Source organism: Enterobacter sp. BRE11, from assembly GCF_031844285.1.
Classification (GTDB): Bacteria; Pseudomonadota; Gammaproteobacteria; order Enterobacterales; family Enterobacteriaceae; genus Pantoea.
Map to the genome: position 1 here is coordinate 194,848 of NZ_JAUZUX010000003.1, position 14,643 is coordinate 209,490.

13 protein-coding genes are annotated in these 14,643 nt (G+C 61.6%); 7 read left to right on the top strand and 6 right to left on the bottom strand.

Annotation, left to right across the window (positions count from 1 at the left end):
- Positions 1 to 75 precede the first annotated feature (75 nt).
- The gene (gene robA / locus Q9R34_RS04695) at positions 76 to 954 is read left to right on the top strand and encodes an MDR efflux pump AcrAB transcriptional activator RobA (protein WP_434126362.1); all 879 of its coding nucleotides are present in this window, start codon (positions 76 to 78) and stop codon (positions 952 to 954) included.
- Between the two features lie 33 nt (positions 955 to 987).
- Here robA and gpmB read toward each other — a convergent pair whose 3' ends face one another.
- Positions 988 to 1,635 (bottom strand): 2,3-diphosphoglycerate-dependent phosphoglycerate mutase GpmB, encoded by a 648-nt coding sequence (gpmB, locus tag Q9R34_RS04700; RefSeq protein WP_434126364.1) that lies wholly within the window; start codon positions 1,633 to 1,635, stop codon positions 988 to 990.
- A gap of 51 nt (positions 1,636 to 1,686) precedes the next feature.
- On the opposite strand from gpmB, the gene yjjX reads away from it, so the two are divergent.
- Positions 1,687 to 2,205, top strand: a complete 519-nt coding sequence (gene yjjX, locus Q9R34_RS04705; RefSeq protein ID WP_485892573.1) for an inosine/xanthosine triphosphatase — start codon at positions 1,687 to 1,689, stop codon at positions 2,203 to 2,205.
- Here the strand turns inward: yjjX and trpR are convergent.
- Both trpR and sltY read right to left on the bottom strand, forming a co-directional pair.
- Positions 2,180 to 2,527, bottom strand: a complete 348-nt coding sequence (trpR, locus tag Q9R34_RS04710) for a trp operon repressor (RefSeq protein WP_033793430.1) — start codon at positions 2,525 to 2,527, stop codon at positions 2,180 to 2,182. The genes yjjX and trpR overlap by 26 nt on opposite strands.
- Before the next feature lie 45 nt (positions 2,528 to 2,572).
- Positions 2,573 to 4,492: a murein transglycosylase gene (sltY, locus tag Q9R34_RS04715; RefSeq protein ID WP_485892575.1), complete on the bottom strand. Its 1,920-nt coding sequence runs from the start codon at positions 4,490 to 4,492 to the stop codon at positions 2,573 to 2,575.
- A gap of 344 nt (positions 4,493 to 4,836) precedes the next feature.
- On the opposite strand from sltY, the gene deoR reads away from it, so the two are divergent.
- The 4 genes from deoR to Q9R34_RS04735 all read left to right on the top strand — a co-directional run bounded on the left by deoR (position 4,837) and on the right by Q9R34_RS04735 (position 10,077).
- The gene (gene deoR, locus Q9R34_RS04720; protein WP_434126369.1) at positions 4,837 to 5,610 is read left to right on the top strand and encodes a DNA-binding transcriptional repressor DeoR; all 774 of its coding nucleotides are present in this window, start codon (positions 4,837 to 4,839) and stop codon (positions 5,608 to 5,610) included.
- A 132-nt stretch (positions 5,611 to 5,742) separates the two neighbouring features.
- Entirely contained in the window at positions 5,743 to 7,410 is a 1,668-nt protein-coding gene (ettA, locus tag Q9R34_RS04725) for an energy-dependent translational throttle protein EttA (protein ID WP_434126371.1), read from the top strand.
- Positions 7,411 to 7,640: 230 nt separating this feature from the next.
- A complete protein-coding gene (locus tag Q9R34_RS04730) occupies positions 7,641 to 8,798 on the top strand; it encodes a mandelate racemase/muconate lactonizing enzyme family protein (protein WP_485892576.1) in 1,158 nt (385 codons plus the stop codon).
- Entirely contained in the window at positions 8,791 to 10,077 is a 1,287-nt protein-coding gene (locus Q9R34_RS04735) for an MFS transporter (RefSeq protein ID WP_434126374.1), read from the top strand. The genes Q9R34_RS04730 and Q9R34_RS04735 overlap by 8 nt, the downstream gene beginning before the upstream one ends.
- A gap of 26 nt (positions 10,078 to 10,103) precedes the next feature.
- On the opposite strand, the gene nadR is transcribed toward Q9R34_RS04735, so the two are convergent.
- The 3 genes from nadR to serB are packed head-to-tail and all read right to left on the bottom strand — an operon-like array spanning position 10,104 to position 13,769.
- A complete protein-coding gene (gene nadR, locus Q9R34_RS04740; RefSeq protein WP_485892577.1) occupies positions 10,104 to 11,348 on the bottom strand; it encodes a multifunctional transcriptional regulator/nicotinamide-nucleotide adenylyltransferase/ribosylnicotinamide kinase NadR in 1,245 nt (414 codons plus the stop codon).
- 50 nt (positions 11,349 to 11,398) lie between these two features.
- Positions 11,399 to 12,781 (bottom strand): DNA repair protein RadA, encoded by a 1,383-nt coding sequence (radA, locus tag Q9R34_RS04745; RefSeq protein WP_434126378.1) that lies wholly within the window; start codon positions 12,779 to 12,781, stop codon positions 11,399 to 11,401.
- A 10-nt stretch (positions 12,782 to 12,791) separates the two neighbouring features.
- Positions 12,792 to 13,769, bottom strand: a complete 978-nt coding sequence (serB, locus tag Q9R34_RS04750) for a phosphoserine phosphatase (protein ID WP_485892578.1) — start codon at positions 13,767 to 13,769, stop codon at positions 12,792 to 12,794.
- 109 nt (positions 13,770 to 13,878) lie between these two features.
- Here serB and Q9R34_RS04755 point away from each other — a divergent pair, with 109 nt between their 5' ends.
- The gene (locus tag Q9R34_RS04755; RefSeq protein WP_434126381.1) at positions 13,879 to 14,538 is read left to right on the top strand and encodes a YtjB family periplasmic protein; all 660 of its coding nucleotides are present in this window, start codon (positions 13,879 to 13,881) and stop codon (positions 14,536 to 14,538) included.
- Positions 14,539 to 14,643: the final 105 nt, after the last annotated feature.

The window sequence follows — 14,643 nt, forward strand, 5'->3', positions numbered from 1 at the left end:
CCCACGCCTGATGTGCAATTAGTGCTATTATTCGGCGACTGCGTTAGTCGCACCCAGAGAGAATGAGGATGTTTTATGGACCAAGCCGGTATCATTCGAGATTTGCTTGTCTGGCTGGAGAGCCATCTGGATCAGCCCCTTTCACTGGACAATGTTGCCCTGAAAGCGGGTTATTCTAAATGGCATTTACAACGGATGTTCAAAGACGTCACGGGTCATGCCATCGGCGCCTATATCCGCGCTCGCCGCCTGTCTAAAGCGGCCGTAGCGCTGCGCCTGACCAGTCGCCCGATTCTGGACATCGCTCTGCAGTACCGTTTCGATTCCCAGCAGACCTTTACCCGCGCCTTTAAAAAGCAGTTTAACCAGACGCCCGCATGGTATCGCCGCTCATCGGAATGGAACTCATTCGGCATTCGTCCGCCGATTCGCCTTGACGACAACAGCATGCCGGAGTCGACCTTCGTCACCCTGCCAGAAACCGTGCTGGTCGGGCAAACGCAAACCTACAGCTGCACCCTGGAGCAGATCTCCAGCTACCGCGACGAGATGCGCATTCACTTCTGGAAGCAGTTCCTGCTGGAAACCGACACCGTTCCGCCGGTGCTTTACGGCCTGCATCAGGTGCGCGCCAGCCAGGAGAAGGATGACGAGCAGGAGATTCTTTACACCACCGCCGTGCCGTCCGATCAGGCGGTGAATCTGCACTCCGGCCAGAGCGTACTGCTGGAGGCGGGCGACTACGTGCAGTTCACCTATAACGGCCCGCGCGACGAGCTGCAGGAATTTATTCTGCTGCTCTACGGCACCTGCATGCCGACGCTCGGCCTGACGCGCCGCCAGGGCCAGGATATCGAACGCTTCTACACCCATGGCGGCAAGAAGCGTCCCGAGCCGCCGCAAGAGATCCGCTGCGAATATCTCATCCCGATTCGCCGCCAGCAGGCGGGCTGATCGTTAAGATGCCGTCATTACGACGGCATTTTTTTAGCGCTGCAGCTCATCCAGCGCGGGCGCGTCAAGATGCGAAATATCACCTGCTGTTTCTACCACCCAGCCTTCCGCCAGCCAGGCGCTCTGCTGGTGATCGACGCGCGAGATAGAGCAGTTACGCAGGCGCAGACGGCGCTCCGCATGGGCCGGCAGGCCAAGAATGGTGCTAATCAGCACGCCGAGCGCCATCCCGTGACTCACCAGCAGCGGTCGACTGCCAGCGGGCAGCGCCAGACAGGCGTTCAGCGCCTCATGCATGCGCGCCGCCATCTCCGCCATCGATTCGCCCTGCGGAATGCGGCCGTCTACGGTGCCATCCACCAGCGCGCTGCGCCAGCGCTCTTCCTCTTCGGTTAGCCCGTCCAGCGGACGCTTCTCCAGCACGCCCATATTCAGCTCGCGCAGGCGCGGCTCCAGCGTCACCGTACAGCCGCAGGCGTCAGCGATGATCTCCGCGGTGCGCTGCGTGCGGCCCAGATCGCTGGCGATAACATGCGTAATGCCAAGCTGTTTTACGCGCTCGCCCACCTGGTGGGCCTGTTGCTCTCCTTTCTCCGTCAGCGGACTGTCGGATTGTCCCTGAATGCGGCGTTGCGCATTCCATACCGTTTCACCGTGACGAACAAGATAGACCTGTAGCATGCTGAGTTTCCGTTATACTGCGACAAATTTGCCTAAAGGGTTCAATAGATTATGTACCAGGTTATCGCAGCCACCATCAATCCGGCAAAAATTCGCGCCATCTCTCAGGCGTTCAACGACGTTTTCGGCGAAGGATCCTGCCATATTCGCGGGGTCGAGGTCGATAGCGGCGTCGCGGCGCAGCCCCTGAGCGATGCGGAAACGCGAACCGGCGCACGCCAGCGCGTCGCCAATGCGCGCCAGGCCGCGCCGGAAGCGGATTTTTGGGTGGCGATTGAGGCCGGTATAGAGGCGGATTGCGCCTTTGCCTGGATGGTCATTGAAAACGCCGACCAGCGCGGCGAGTCGCGCTCCGCCAGCTTTACGCTGCCGCCGGTGGTGATGGCGGGCCTGAGCGCCGGGCGCGAGCTGGGCGACGAGATGGCGCGGCTGACCGGCGTGGAGAATATCAAACATAAAGGCGGCGCTATCGGCGCCTTTACGCAGGGTCTGCTGACCCGCTCCAGCGTCTATCATCAGGCGCTTATTCTGGCGCTCTGCCCGTTTACTCATCCGCTTTATCAGCGCTGAGGTCGCCGCGTCCCAGCTGCGCCTCCAGCCAGCGCCGCAGTTCAGGCGGCGCCTCTTTCAGGCTGTTCGAGCCGCGCGTAATGGTGGCGATGCCGACGCCCAGCTCGTTTTTAAGCTCGCGCTGGCTCATCGCGCCGTTCATTAGCTCCTCGACGATGCGCAGCCGCGTGCCGAGCGCTTCGCGCTCGTCCGGCGTCAGCATCAGCTGCAGCAAAGGCAGCGCCACATCATCGGCGTAAGCCTGCTGCATCAGCGCGGTAAAGCGCCGCCAGTTATCTTCAGAAAGGGAATGTTGCGCCGACCGGGCGGGAGATTGCGTCATCAAACAGGCTTCCGTACTCACTAACGAGTACGGAAGCATAGCACGCTAGTAGCGGCGGTTCCACTCGCTGTCCGACAGCACCTTATCCGGTTCGCCCATAAAGTGGCGATAGTAGGCGTCGTAGGCCAGCACGTTTTTCACGTAGCCGCGCGTTTCAGAGAAAGGAATGGTCTCGATAAAGGCGACCGCATCGAGATTGCCCGCGCTGACGTTTTGCCAGCTACGCACGCGCCCCGGTCCCGCATTGTAGGCCGCGGAGGCGAAAATGCGGTTCTGCCCGAACTGCTGATAGACATACTCCAGATACTGGGTGCCGATCTGAATATTGGTCTGCGGATCGAGCAGCTGGTTGCTGTTCATATAGCCGGGAATGTTATACATCTTCACGGTGTGCGCCGCCGTTGCTGGCATCACTTGCATCAGGCCGCTGGCGCCGACCGGTGAGCGCGCTTTCGGGTTCCAGGCGCTCTCCTGGCGTGAGATCGCCATGGCGTAGCTCGGCGCGATGCCTTTGTCGCGGGTATTGCTTTTATAGAAGCTCTCCCACGCCAGCGGGAAGCGCTCCTTCAGGCTGTCCCACATCTTCGCCGTGATGGTGGCCTGCACGCTGAGATCCCACCAGTCCTGTTCGTTGGCGTAGCGCGCCAGCATCTGCTGCTGCGTGTGGTTTTTGCTGGCGATAAGATTGGCCCACTCGCTGCGCGCCAGATTGTCCAGCCCCCAGTACATCAGCTCGCGCACGCGCGCCAGCTCCGGCCCCTGCACCGTCGCGCTGTCGGGCTTCGGCGCTTCATCAATCTGCAGCGGATATTTCACGCCCAGCCGCTGCGCCGCCACCATCGGGTAGAAGCCGCGCGCCTGCATCAGCTTATGCAGGATTTCGTCCGCCTCCTCTTTGCGCCCCTGGGAATAGAGCAGATCGGCCTGCCAGTACTGCCATTCATCTTTCTCTTTCGCCTCGAGCGGCAGCCGCGCGATCCAGGTATTCAGACCCCGGCGATCGTTCTGCGACAGCGCCAGACGCACCCGGCGTTCAATCAGCGCCGTAGACTGGCTGTTCATCACCACGGCATCGCGCCAGCGCGCCTGCTCTGAGGTTAGATCGCTGCCCATCATGCGCCAGACCACGATCTCCTTCAGCGCCTGCTCGTCGTCCGCTTCCATCTTCTGGCCGCGTACCAGCAGCGGAATCATGCTGCGCGCATTCTCCATATCGGCGCGCGCGACGCGGGTAAAGGCGTAAATCGTCGCCTGACGGGTAAAATCGGTCGGCCCGACCGTCTGCGCGAAGTTCACCACCGTCTGCGGATCGTTCTGCAAGGCGAGCACGCCCGAGGCGATGGTCTGGTAATCTTCCGGCAGGCTTTTCGCCAGGTAACTCACCAGGCTGTCGTTGCCCGCCTTCATCGCGAGGCGAATGCGTTCCAGCACGGTAATCGGCGACATCTGGCCGGAAGATTGCCAGACGGAGAAGAGGCGGTCGCAGTCGTTGGGCAGCGCGGTGCCGCGCAGCCAGATCGCCTTCGCCCCCTCAAACGCCTGCTGCTGCGCGCCCGTCGCCCATTTGGCATAGAGCCAGTTGCAGCGCGCCTGTACCGGCGTGGGCGCTTCCGGGCTAAAGCTCAGAATGCCCTGCCAGTCCTGGCGGTGCGCCAGCACGTTGACGAAGCGGGTTTTCAGCGAGCGCGCCGGCGGCAGCGTCGGATATTGCTGGATAAAGTTGTTGACGGCGAGCGGCGTTTCCTGATCGAGATCCTGCGCCAGCAGGCGGTACTGCAGGTAAGGGTATAACGGATAATCCTGTAGCGTCGGCAGCAGCTGCTCCACCGTCGCCATCTGATTGCTGTCCCACGCCTGTTTAATCTGTTGATAACGTTCTCGCTGCTGATCCAGCGAGTCTGCCCATGCGCTGCTGGCCATTGCGGCCAGACAGATCCCTGTCATCCAGTTACGCCACTTCTCCACGAAAATCTCCTCTGTTGCTGCTCTCCGGCTGCGTGCCAGGCATTCTTCATGCTAACCAGGGGAGCCGGCTCTTGCCATGTTCTTCACAAAATTTACGCAAGGCGACGCACAGGTCGGCTAAAAGCGAGTTGCTGGCTGGCGCGCGGCAATGTGATTCTGTTAAAAATCCGTGTAGAAGGCGCGCATGGCGGCGTTTGCGGGGCGATCTGATTACAGGTAAGATTGATCCCCTGCCGGCCTGGGCGCGCAACACATTAAAATGGCGGCAATTATCGCGGTTAACCGGATACGCCCTCTCTTCCACGGCGCATCACTTTCGGCTATCAACCCCAACAGAGACCTCTATGGAAACCCGGCGCGACGAACGCATTCAGAAACTGACCCTGGCGCTAAAACGCACCGACAAGCTGCATCTGAAAGATGCCGCGCAGCTTTTAGGCGTCTCGGAGATGACCATTCGACGCGATCTGAGCGAACCGGCCTCGACCGTGGTGCTGCTGGGCGGCTATATCGTCAGCGATCCGAAAAGCCATGGCGGCCACTATTTTGTTTCGGATCAGCACGGTCAGAACGCGGCGAAAAAGCAGCGCCTGGCGCAGGCTGCCGCCAGCCTGATCGGCGAGAACGATACGGTGTTTTTCGACTGCGGCACCACTATTCCCTATATCGTCGACGCCCTGCCCGAGGATCTGCCCTTTACCGCTGTCTGCTGCGCCATGAACACCTTCCTGGCGCTCAAAGAGAAACCGGCCTGCAACGTGATCCTGAGCGGCGGCGAGTTTCACGCCGACAACGCCCTGTTCACGCCGATCGGCGCGCACTCGGTGCTTGACGACCTCTGCCCGACGCTGGCGTTTATCTCGGCGGCCGGCATCGATATAGCGCAGGGCGCGACCTGCTACAACCTCAACGAGCTGGCGATGAAACATCACGCCATGCTGCGTGCGCGCCAGCGTATCCTGGTGGCGGACAGCAGCAAATTTGGCAAGGTGCTGCCCGCACGCATCGGCGAGCTGCACCGCTTTGACCTGCTGGTCAGCGACAGCGCGCCGGACAGCGCGCTGGCGGAGTGGCTGGCGCAGCAGCCGCTGCCGCTGCGTCTGCCCGAGCCGGTCTGACCCCGCCTTTTCTCTTTACGCGTAACAACGCCGCACGCCCGGAATTATCCCGGCGCGCGGCTGGGATTAGCCAGGCAAAAAGGCTAAACTTCGTCACTAATTCACCCACCAGAATCAGAGGCTCATTACAACGTGGCTCAATTCGTCTATAGCATGCATCGCGTCGGCAAAGTGGTTCCGCCGAAGCGTCATATTCTAAAGAACATCTCCCTCAGCTTTTTCCCGGGCGCGAAAATCGGCGTGCTCGGCCTGAACGGCGCGGGTAAATCCACGCTGCTGCGCATCATGGCGGGCATTGATAAAGATATCGAAGGGGAAGCGCGTCCGCAGCCAGGCATCAAAGTGGGTTATCTGCCGCAGGAGCCGCAGCTTAACCCGGAACAGACGGTGCGCGAATCTATCGAAGAAGCGGTCTCCGAAGTGGTCGGCGCGCTGAAGCGTCTGGATGAGGTTTACGCGCTCTACGCCGAGCCGGACGCCGACTTCGACAAGCTGGCGGCCGAACAGGGTCGTCTGGAAGAGGTTATTCAGGCGCACGACGGCCATAACCTGGAAACGCAGCTGGAGCGCGCCGCCGATGCGATGCGCCTGCCGGACTGGGACGCCAAAATCGGCAACCTCTCCGGCGGTGAGCGTCGCCGCGTGGCGATGTGCCGCCTGCTGCTGGAAAAACCAGACATGCTGCTGCTGGACGAACCGACCAACCACCTGGACGCCGAGTCCGTGGCCTGGCTGGAGCGCTTCCTGCACGAGTTCGAAGGCACCGTCGTGGCGATTACCCACGACCGTTACTTCCTCGACAACGTTGCAGGCTGGATCCTTGAGCTGGACCGCGGCGAAGGCATTCCGTGGGAAGGCAACTACTCCTCCTGGCTGGAGCAGAAAGATCAGCGTCTGGCGCAGGAAGCGTCAGCTGAAGCCGCCCGCCGCAAATCGATTGAGAAAGAGCTGGAGTGGGTGCGTCAGGGCACGAAGGGCCGCCAGTCGAAAGGCAAGGCGCGTCTGGCCCGCTTTGAAGAGCTGAACAGCACCGAATACCAGAAGCGTAACGAGACCAGCGAACTCTTTATTCCGCCGGGTCCACGTTTGGGCGACAAAGTGGTTGAGGTGAAAAACCTGACCAAATCCTACGGCGACCGCGTGCTGATCGACGATCTCTCTTTCTCGGTGCCGAAAGGCGCTATTGTCGGCATTATCGGCCCGAACGGCGCGGGTAAATCGACCCTGTTCCGCATGATGACCGGTCAGGAGCAGCCCGATTCCGGCAGCATTGAGCTGGGCGAAACCGTCAAGCTGGCGTCGGTCGATCAGTTCCGCGACGCGATGGATAACTCAAAAACCGTATGGGAAGAGGTTTCTGGCGGACTGGACACCATGCGTATCGGCACCTTCGAGATGCCGAGCCGCGCCTACGTCGGCCGCTTCAACTTTAAAGGCACCGACCAGGGTAAACGCGTTGGTGAGCTGTCGGGTGGTGAGCGCGGCCGTCTGCATCTGGCGAAGCTGCTGCAGGTTGGCGGCAACCTGCTGCTGCTTGACGAACCGACCAACGACCTGGATATCGAAACCCTGCGCGCGCTGGAAAACGCCCTGCTGGAGTTCCCGGGCTGCGCCATGGTGATCTCGCACGACCGCTGGTTCCTCGACCGCATCGCGACCCATATCCTCGACTATCAGGATGAGGGCAAGGTGGAGTTCTTCGAAGGTAACTTCAGCGAGTACGAAGAGTACAAGAAACGCACCCTCGGCGCGGACGCGCTGGAGCCGAAGCGTATTAAGTACAAGCGTATCAGCAAGTAATGCAAAAGGCGGCAGCGATGCCGCCTTTTCTCTTTTTGTGACTGCCTGCGCCTTTTCCTGTGGCTTCGCCCAATTCTTCCCGCTATTGCACCTTTAACCCTGGGCTGCTGCCCGATGCTGCGTTAACGCCCGCTTTTTATACTCGCTGATGATCTGACCCGATCCACCTTACCGTTCCGGCAGGCTCTGATAATAATTCGCGCCGGATGTCATCTTACGAGGTCTATGGCATGAAAATAGTTTCAATCGACGTCACGCGTATCGCCATTCCGTTTGACGCGCAGCGGCGCGCGCCCGCATACCAGGAAACCACCTTTAATGCCGCCTCCTCGTCGCTGTGCCGCATGGAAACGCTACTGGTTAAAGTCACCTGCGACAACGGCCTGTGCGGCTGGGGTGAAGCCTTCGGTCACCTGGCCAATCCCGTCACAGAACAGGCGATTTGCACGCTGGTGGCGCCTGCCTTTATCGGCAAACCGCTGCCGGATTCACCAGACGCCATCGCCGCCCTGATGCAGCAGGCGGAAAAAGCGCTGCACGCCTTTGGCCGCAGCGGCCCGGTGCGCTACGCGCTCTCCGCCGTGGATATCGCGCTCTGGGACGCGCTCGGGCAGCGGCTGCATCAGCCGCTCTGGCAACTGCTTGGCGCCACACGGCAGCGCATTGCGCGCTACGCCAGCCTGGTGAGCTACGATAACCAGCCCGACGCCGTCGCCGCGCAGGTCAGACGCGCCTGGGATGAGGGCTTTACCACCCTCAAACTGCACGAAACCACCTTCGAGGCCATTCAGGCCGCGCGCGCCGCGCTGCCAGCGCAGGCGGAACTGCTGGTCGACGTCAACTGCCCCTGGACGCGGGAAGAGGCCGCCCGGCAGGCGCACGAGCTGCGTTCGCTCCAGCTCGGCTGGCTGGAAGAGCCGATCTGGCCGCCCGACGACTATCAGGGGCTGGCACGGCTCAAGCGCGTCGGCGTGCCGCTGGCGGCGGGTGAAAACGTCGACGGCGACTGGGGCTTTATGCACCTGCTGGAAAACGGCGCGGTGGATGTGGCGCAGCCCAGCGTGGCGAAAGTGGGCGGTATCAGCGCGGCGCTGCGCGTCTTCTCCGCCGCGCAGCAGTATCGCGTGCGCGTGGTGCCCCACTGTTTCTATTACGGCGCTGGCCTGCTGGCGACCGCGCATCTGGTCGCGCTGCTGCCTGATGATATCAAGCTGGAGACGCCCTGGATCGATTTCGAAGCGCGCCTCTACCCCGATCTGCCGCGCGATGTCACCTTTACCCTCTCCTCGCGTCCCGGCCTGGGCTACGCGCCGGATGAAGAGGTGCTGCGCCACTACCGTCTCTCGCTGAGCCAGATTACCGATAAAGGAGTTCGCCGCTATGCGTAAAAACTATCGCGTGGTGATCGCGCTGCTGCTCTTCTTCGCTGGCATGCTGAACTATCTCGACCGCGCTGCGCTCTCGGTGATGGCGCCGCTGATTAAAAGCGATCTCCATATCAACGACGCGGAGATGGGCATCCTGTTTAGCTGCTTTTTTATCGGCTACTGCGCCTTCTGTTTTCTCGGCGGCTGGGCGGCGGACCGCTTCGGCCCGCGCCGCGTCTACGCCTGGGCGGCGGGCGTCTGGTCGCTGTTTTGCGGCGCCACCGCGCTGGTCACGGGCTTCGCCCATCTGCTGATTGTGCGCATGCTGTTCGGCATCGGCGAAGGACCGATGGGCACCACCACCAATAAATCGATCGCCAACTGGTTTCCAAAAAAAGAGACGGGACGCGCTGTCGGCTTTACTAACGCCGGTCAGCCGCTCGGCGCGGCAATCGCGGCGCCGGTGGTCGGGCTGGTGGGTCTGCACTACGGCTGGCGCATCGCCTTTGTCGTGATCGCCCTGCTTGGCTTTGTCTGGGTCGCCTGCTGGCTATGGCTGTTCCGCGACAAGCCGGAAGATCACCCGCGCGTCGGCCCGGCCGAACGCGAGCTTATCAGCCGCCAGCGCCCGGCAACCCAGGCGGCGACCGCGCCGCAGCAGGATCGCCACTCCCTGTGGCGCTACGTCTTTTCGCTGCCGGTGCTGGGCGTGGCGAGCGCCTTTTTCTGCTTTAACTATATCCAGTATTTCTTTCTCTCCTGGCTGCCGAGCTATCTCACCGATTTCCAGCATCTGGATATCAAAAGCATGAGCATTATCGGTATCTTGCCCTGGCTGGGCGCGACGGTGGGCTTCCTCGGCGGCGGCATCGTCTCCGATATGCTGTTCCGCCGCACGCAGAACTTTTTGCTGTCGCGCAAGCTGGTGATCTTTGTCGGGCTGGCGGTGGCGGCGCTGTGTGTGCTGTTAACCGCGTGGAGCCGGGATGTGGTGAGCGCGGTAACGCTGATCACCCTGGCCAGCGTGTTCGCCTATATGACGCCGCAGGCGTGCTGGTCGCTGCTGCAGGATATCGTGCCAGCGGGCCGCATCGGCACCGCGGGCGGCTTTGTCCATCTGCTGGCGAATCTGGCGGGGATTCTGTCGCCGGGCATTACCGGCTTTCTGATCCAGTATGGCGGCGGATACCATACGGCGTTTCTGCTGGCGAGCGCGCTGGCGGTGGCGGGCATGCTGCTGCTGGCGCTGCTGGTGCGGCAAAAAGGGGTTAATACGCTGCGTGCGCTGGCGGCGAACTGAAGCGTGCGGGGGCGAGGCCCCCGCTTTCAGGCAGGTTTTGGGCTTTTGCCGTCCATCATCCCTTTCACCAGCTCAATACAGCGCAGGAAACGCGTATCGTAATCGTCTTCGCGCACGTGCACAAAATCGACGTTGTTCTCCCGCAGCATGGTCACCAGCATTGACTGGAACTCGCGGCGGTCCACCGAGCTGCCCAGGCTGCGCAGGCCGTCCGCCACCCAGGGCACGTTATTCTCCAGCAGGATCACCAGGTCGAAGCGATACTCGTCGATCAGCGCCTGCACGAAGGGATGCTCCCGCCCTTCATACTTCAGGCAGAACGCCTGGGTGGTGATGAAATCGGTGTCGATAAAGGCGACTTTATTGGCGTACTTCACCGCAAAGTCGATGTACTGCGCCTGGCCAAGGGCGATCTTGTCGTAGTCGGAATATTGCAGCGCCATCTCGTCGCCGCCGAGATGCGAGAAGACATAGTCGCGGCCGTACTCCCAGGCGCTGGTAGTGTTGAAAATGTTGGCCAGCTTGTTGACCAGCGTCGATTTGCCGCTGGATTCCCCGCCGAGCACGGCGACGGTACGCACGAAAAAGGGCTTCACCTCGGTAGGAATATATTCCCAGTAGCGAAAGGGATCCTGACGGATCTGCGCGCCGCTGATATTCATAAAGGATCGCGCCGGATCGACCAGCACGGTGCGCACGCCCAGATGCTGCTGATACATCTCCGCATCCGCGGTTTCGCTGGTGTAGATGCAGTCGGGCGCGATGCCCTGATCGCTAAGAAAGGTTTTTACCCCTTCGCTCCAGACATCCCAGCCGTGCGGATAGGGCTCGATGCCCTCTTCGTTGAACGAGTGAATGCGGATATTTTTTTGATACTTGAAGGTTTGCAGCAGCCAGCGCAGCCGATCGCTGACGGTCGGCTGCTGCGACATGGCGCTGTTCTCGAACAGCTCGCGATCGCGCGGATCGTCGTGCCCCATAATAATATGCAGCTCGTCGACCTGGCTGCAGGCGCGCTGGATAAGGTAAATATGGCCGGTGTGCAGCGGATAGAACTTGCCGAACACCACGCCGACGGTTTTATCGCGGCGCGGAAACTCCAGACCCAAAAAGCGATGCAGCGCTTCCAGCTTTTGCGCGCTCGGGCTTTTGATTTTGGCGTTGAGCAGCTGGCTCAGATAGCCCTTGGTCATCCCGCTGGCGTCGGCCACCTGCTGCAGGGTATGCCCCTGCTGGCGAATGGCGGTTTTCAGATAGTCGAACGACGTCATGCTGCCTCCTGCATGGATTGAAGTTGCCTGCGAGTGTACCCGCTCAGCCTTTAAAGCTCATCCAGTATCGCCAGCGCGTCCGCCAGTTTTTTCGCGCTGTAAACCTTCATGCCGTCGATCGCTTTCTTCGGCGCGTTGCCGGCCGGCACGATGGCGCGCTTAAAGCCGTGCTTGGCCGCTTCGGAGATACGCTCCTGGCCGCTCGGCACCGGACGGATTTCGCCCGCCAGCCCGACTTCGCCGAAGATCACCAGGTCCTGCGGCAGCGGGCGGTCGCGCAGGCTCGACACCATCGCCAGCAGCAGCGCCAGATCGGCGCTGGTCTCGGTGACCTTCACGCCGCCGACCACGTTGACAAAGACATCCTGATCGGCCATCTGCAGGCCACCGTGGCGATGCAGCACCGCCAGCAGAATCGCCAGACGGTTCTGCTCCAGCCCCACCGCGACGCGGCGCGGATTGCCCATCATCGAGTGATCCACCAGCGCCTGGATCTCCACCAGCAGCGGACGGGTGCCTTCCCAGACCACCATCACGGAGCTGCCGGAGGTGATCTCGTCGCCGCGCGACAGGAAGATCGCTGAGGGATTGCTGACTTCGCGCATCCCCTGCTCAGTCATGGCGAACACGCCCAGCTCGTTCACCGCGCCGAAGCGGTTTTTATGGCTGCGCAGCGTGCGGAAGCGCGAGTCGGCGTCGCCGTCCAGCAGCACCGAACAGTCAATGCAGTGCTCCAGCACTTTCGGCCCCGCCAGCGAGCCATCTTTGGTGACGTGACCGACCATCACGATCGCCACGCCGCGCGTTTTGGCGAAGCGCGTCAGATAGGCGGCGGTTTCGCGCACCTGCGCCACGCTGCCCGGCGACGACTGGATATCCGCCATGTGCATCACCTGGATGGAGTCGATCACCATCAGCTTCGGCTCTTCCTGCTCGGCGATCTGGCAGATCTGCTCGATGCTGGTTTCCGACAGCATGTTGAGGTTTTCGCTCGGCAGGCCGAGACGGTGCGCGCGCATCGCCACCTGCTGCAGCGACTCTTCGCCGGTGACGTAGAGGGTTTTCATCTCCTGCGCCAGGCGGCACATCACCTGCAGCAGCAGCGTCGATTTCCCCGCGCCGGGATTACCGCCGATCAGGATGGCGCTGCCCGGCACCACGCCGCCGCCCAGCACGCGGTCGAACTCTTTGAAGCCGGTCGAGAAGCGCGGCAGCGCCTCCAGGCTGATTTCCGACAGCTTCTGCACCCGGCTGACGCCCGCGCTGCCGGCGTAGCCGCTCAGGCGCTCATTGCGCGCCGCCGCCGGCGATGCCGCAATACGCACTTCGGTGATGGTGTTCCAGGCGTGGCAGGCGCTGCATTGCCCCTGCCAGCGCGGATAGTCTGCGCCGCATTCGTTACAAACAAAGGCGCGTTTTGCCGCTTTGGCCAAATCAGTACCTCTAACGCTCTTCGTGAATCAAACTGCCGCTGAGGATGCAAAATACGCCCATCAGATCGGCGTGACGGATAGTCACCTGCGTCTGCTCATTCACTTTGGGTTTAGCATGATAAGCGATACCCAGCGCCGCCGCCTTAATCATCGGCAGGTCGTTGGCGCCGTCGCCGATGGCGACGGTTTGCTCCGGCGCCATGTCAAAACGCTGCGCCAGCTTCTTCAGGGTATCCGCTTTGTATTGCGCGTCGACAATCTGTCCCAGCACTTCGCCGGTCAGCCTGCCGTCGCGTATCTCCAGTTCGTTGGCGGCGATGTGCGCCAGGTGCAGGGTATCGCGCAGGTATTCGGCGAAAAAGGTAAAGCCGCCGGAGGCGATCGCCACCTGCCAGCCCAGCGCCTGCAGCTTCTGCACCAGCTCGGTCAGCCCCGGCATCAGCGGCAGCGCGTCGCACACCTGCTTCAGAATAGTGGCGTCGGCGCCTTTCAGCGTCGCCACGCGCTGGCGCAGGCTGGCGGCGAAGTCCAGCTCGCCGCGCATCGCGCGCTCGGTCACTTCTGCGACCAGCTCGCCGCTGCCGGCCAGTTTGGCGATCTCGTCGATGCACTCAATCTGAATCGCGGTGGAGTCCATGTCCATTACCAGCAGGCCCGGCGTTTTCAGATGCGGGATCTTGCCGAGCGGCGCGACGTCGAGGCCGTTCTCGTGGGCCAGCTTCGTGGCGCGCGGCGTCAGCGAACCGGCCAGGCGCACCACCTGATAATCGTCAACACGCCAGGCGCTGACGATCACCATCGCCGCGCCCAACTGATGTTGATAATGGGTAAGCTGTTGTTTAGTCAGGTCACGGCCATACAGCAGCCAGCCGGTCCGACCGGCACGGTAGTCCAGCGGCATCACTTCGTCGCCGCTCAGGGAAAGGGGTAAACCCGGCCATTCGGAGAGTTCGGCGGGCAGATCGCACCAGGTAAGACGGTTCGGCATCAGAGCTCCTGTAGGGGGGACAACAAAACCACGCAAGAGGCTACCTTGTCTGCGCCGCTTCTGGCAACATAATCTCCTGGTTTCTGTTGTGACGTGACACAGGTTATCGATGGCTAAAAGGGCACTGAAATTTCGCTTACACCGCACGGTGATTGTGCTGATCTCGCTGGCGCTGTTGGTCGTGCTGATGCAGGGCGCCTCCTGGTTTAGCCTCGGCCATCAGATGGCGCGATCCGAGCAGGTCGAGGAGCTGGCGCAGACCCTGACGAAGCAGGTCGCCTTTAGCCTGTCGCCGCTGATGGACAACAGCGACGATAACCGCAGCCAGATCGAAGCCATCCTCAATCAGATGACCACCAACAGCCGCATTCTCGACGCCTCGGTTTACGCCGACGACGGCAGCCTGGTGGCGCACAGCGGCGAAAACATTAACGTGCGCGATCGCCTGGCGCTCGACGGCAAGCGCGCCGGCAGCTACTTCAACCATCAGCTGGTAGAGCCGCTCGGCAATAGCGACGGCCCGCTCGGCTTCCTGCGCGTGACGCTGGATACCCATGTGCTGGTCACCGAGTCGCGTCAGGTCGACAACACCACCAATATTCTGCGCCTGATGATGCTGCTGGCGCTGGCCATCGGCATTATTCTGTCGCGCACGCTGCTGCGCGATCGCCGCACCCGCTGGCAGCAGTCGCCGTTTCTGTTAACCGCCAGCACGCCGGTGAAAGAGGATGGCGACGACGACGGCGAGAAGAAAGAGCAGACGCCTTAAGCCACAGGCACGCCCTCTTTATCGGTTTTCGCCATTTCATATGGGGCCAACCAGAGCGTATTCAAGCAAAAGTGCAACTCCATTCACGTCGAATGAATAGCTTCG

Coding starts and splice junctions, on each gene's coding strand:
- robA (WP_434126362.1), top strand. CDS start 76: ATGGACCAAGCCGGTATCATTCGAGATTTGCTTGTCTGGCTGGAGAGC.
- gpmB (WP_434126364.1), bottom strand. CDS start 1,635: ATGCTACAGGTCTATCTTGTTCGTCACGGTGAAACGGTATGGAATGCG.
- yjjX (WP_485892573.1), top strand. CDS start 1,687: ATGTACCAGGTTATCGCAGCCACCATCAATCCGGCAAAAATTCGCGCC.
- trpR (WP_033793430.1), bottom strand. CDS start 2,527: ATGACGCAATCTCCCGCCCGGTCGGCGCAACATTCCCTTTCTGAAGAT.
- deoR (WP_434126369.1), top strand. CDS start 4,837: ATGGAAACCCGGCGCGACGAACGCATTCAGAAACTGACCCTGGCGCTA.
- Q9R34_RS04730 (WP_485892576.1), top strand. CDS start 7,641: ATGAAAATAGTTTCAATCGACGTCACGCGTATCGCCATTCCGTTTGAC.
- Q9R34_RS04735 (WP_434126374.1), top strand. CDS start 8,791: ATGCGTAAAAACTATCGCGTGGTGATCGCGCTGCTGCTCTTCTTCGCT.
- nadR (WP_485892577.1), bottom strand. CDS start 11,348: ATGACGTCGTTCGACTATCTGAAAACCGCCATTCGCCAGCAGGGGCAT.
- serB (WP_485892578.1), bottom strand. CDS start 13,769: ATGCCGAACCGTCTTACCTGGTGCGATCTGCCCGCCGAACTCTCCGAA.
- Q9R34_RS04755 (WP_434126381.1), top strand. CDS start 13,879: ATGGCTAAAAGGGCACTGAAATTTCGCTTACACCGCACGGTGATTGTG.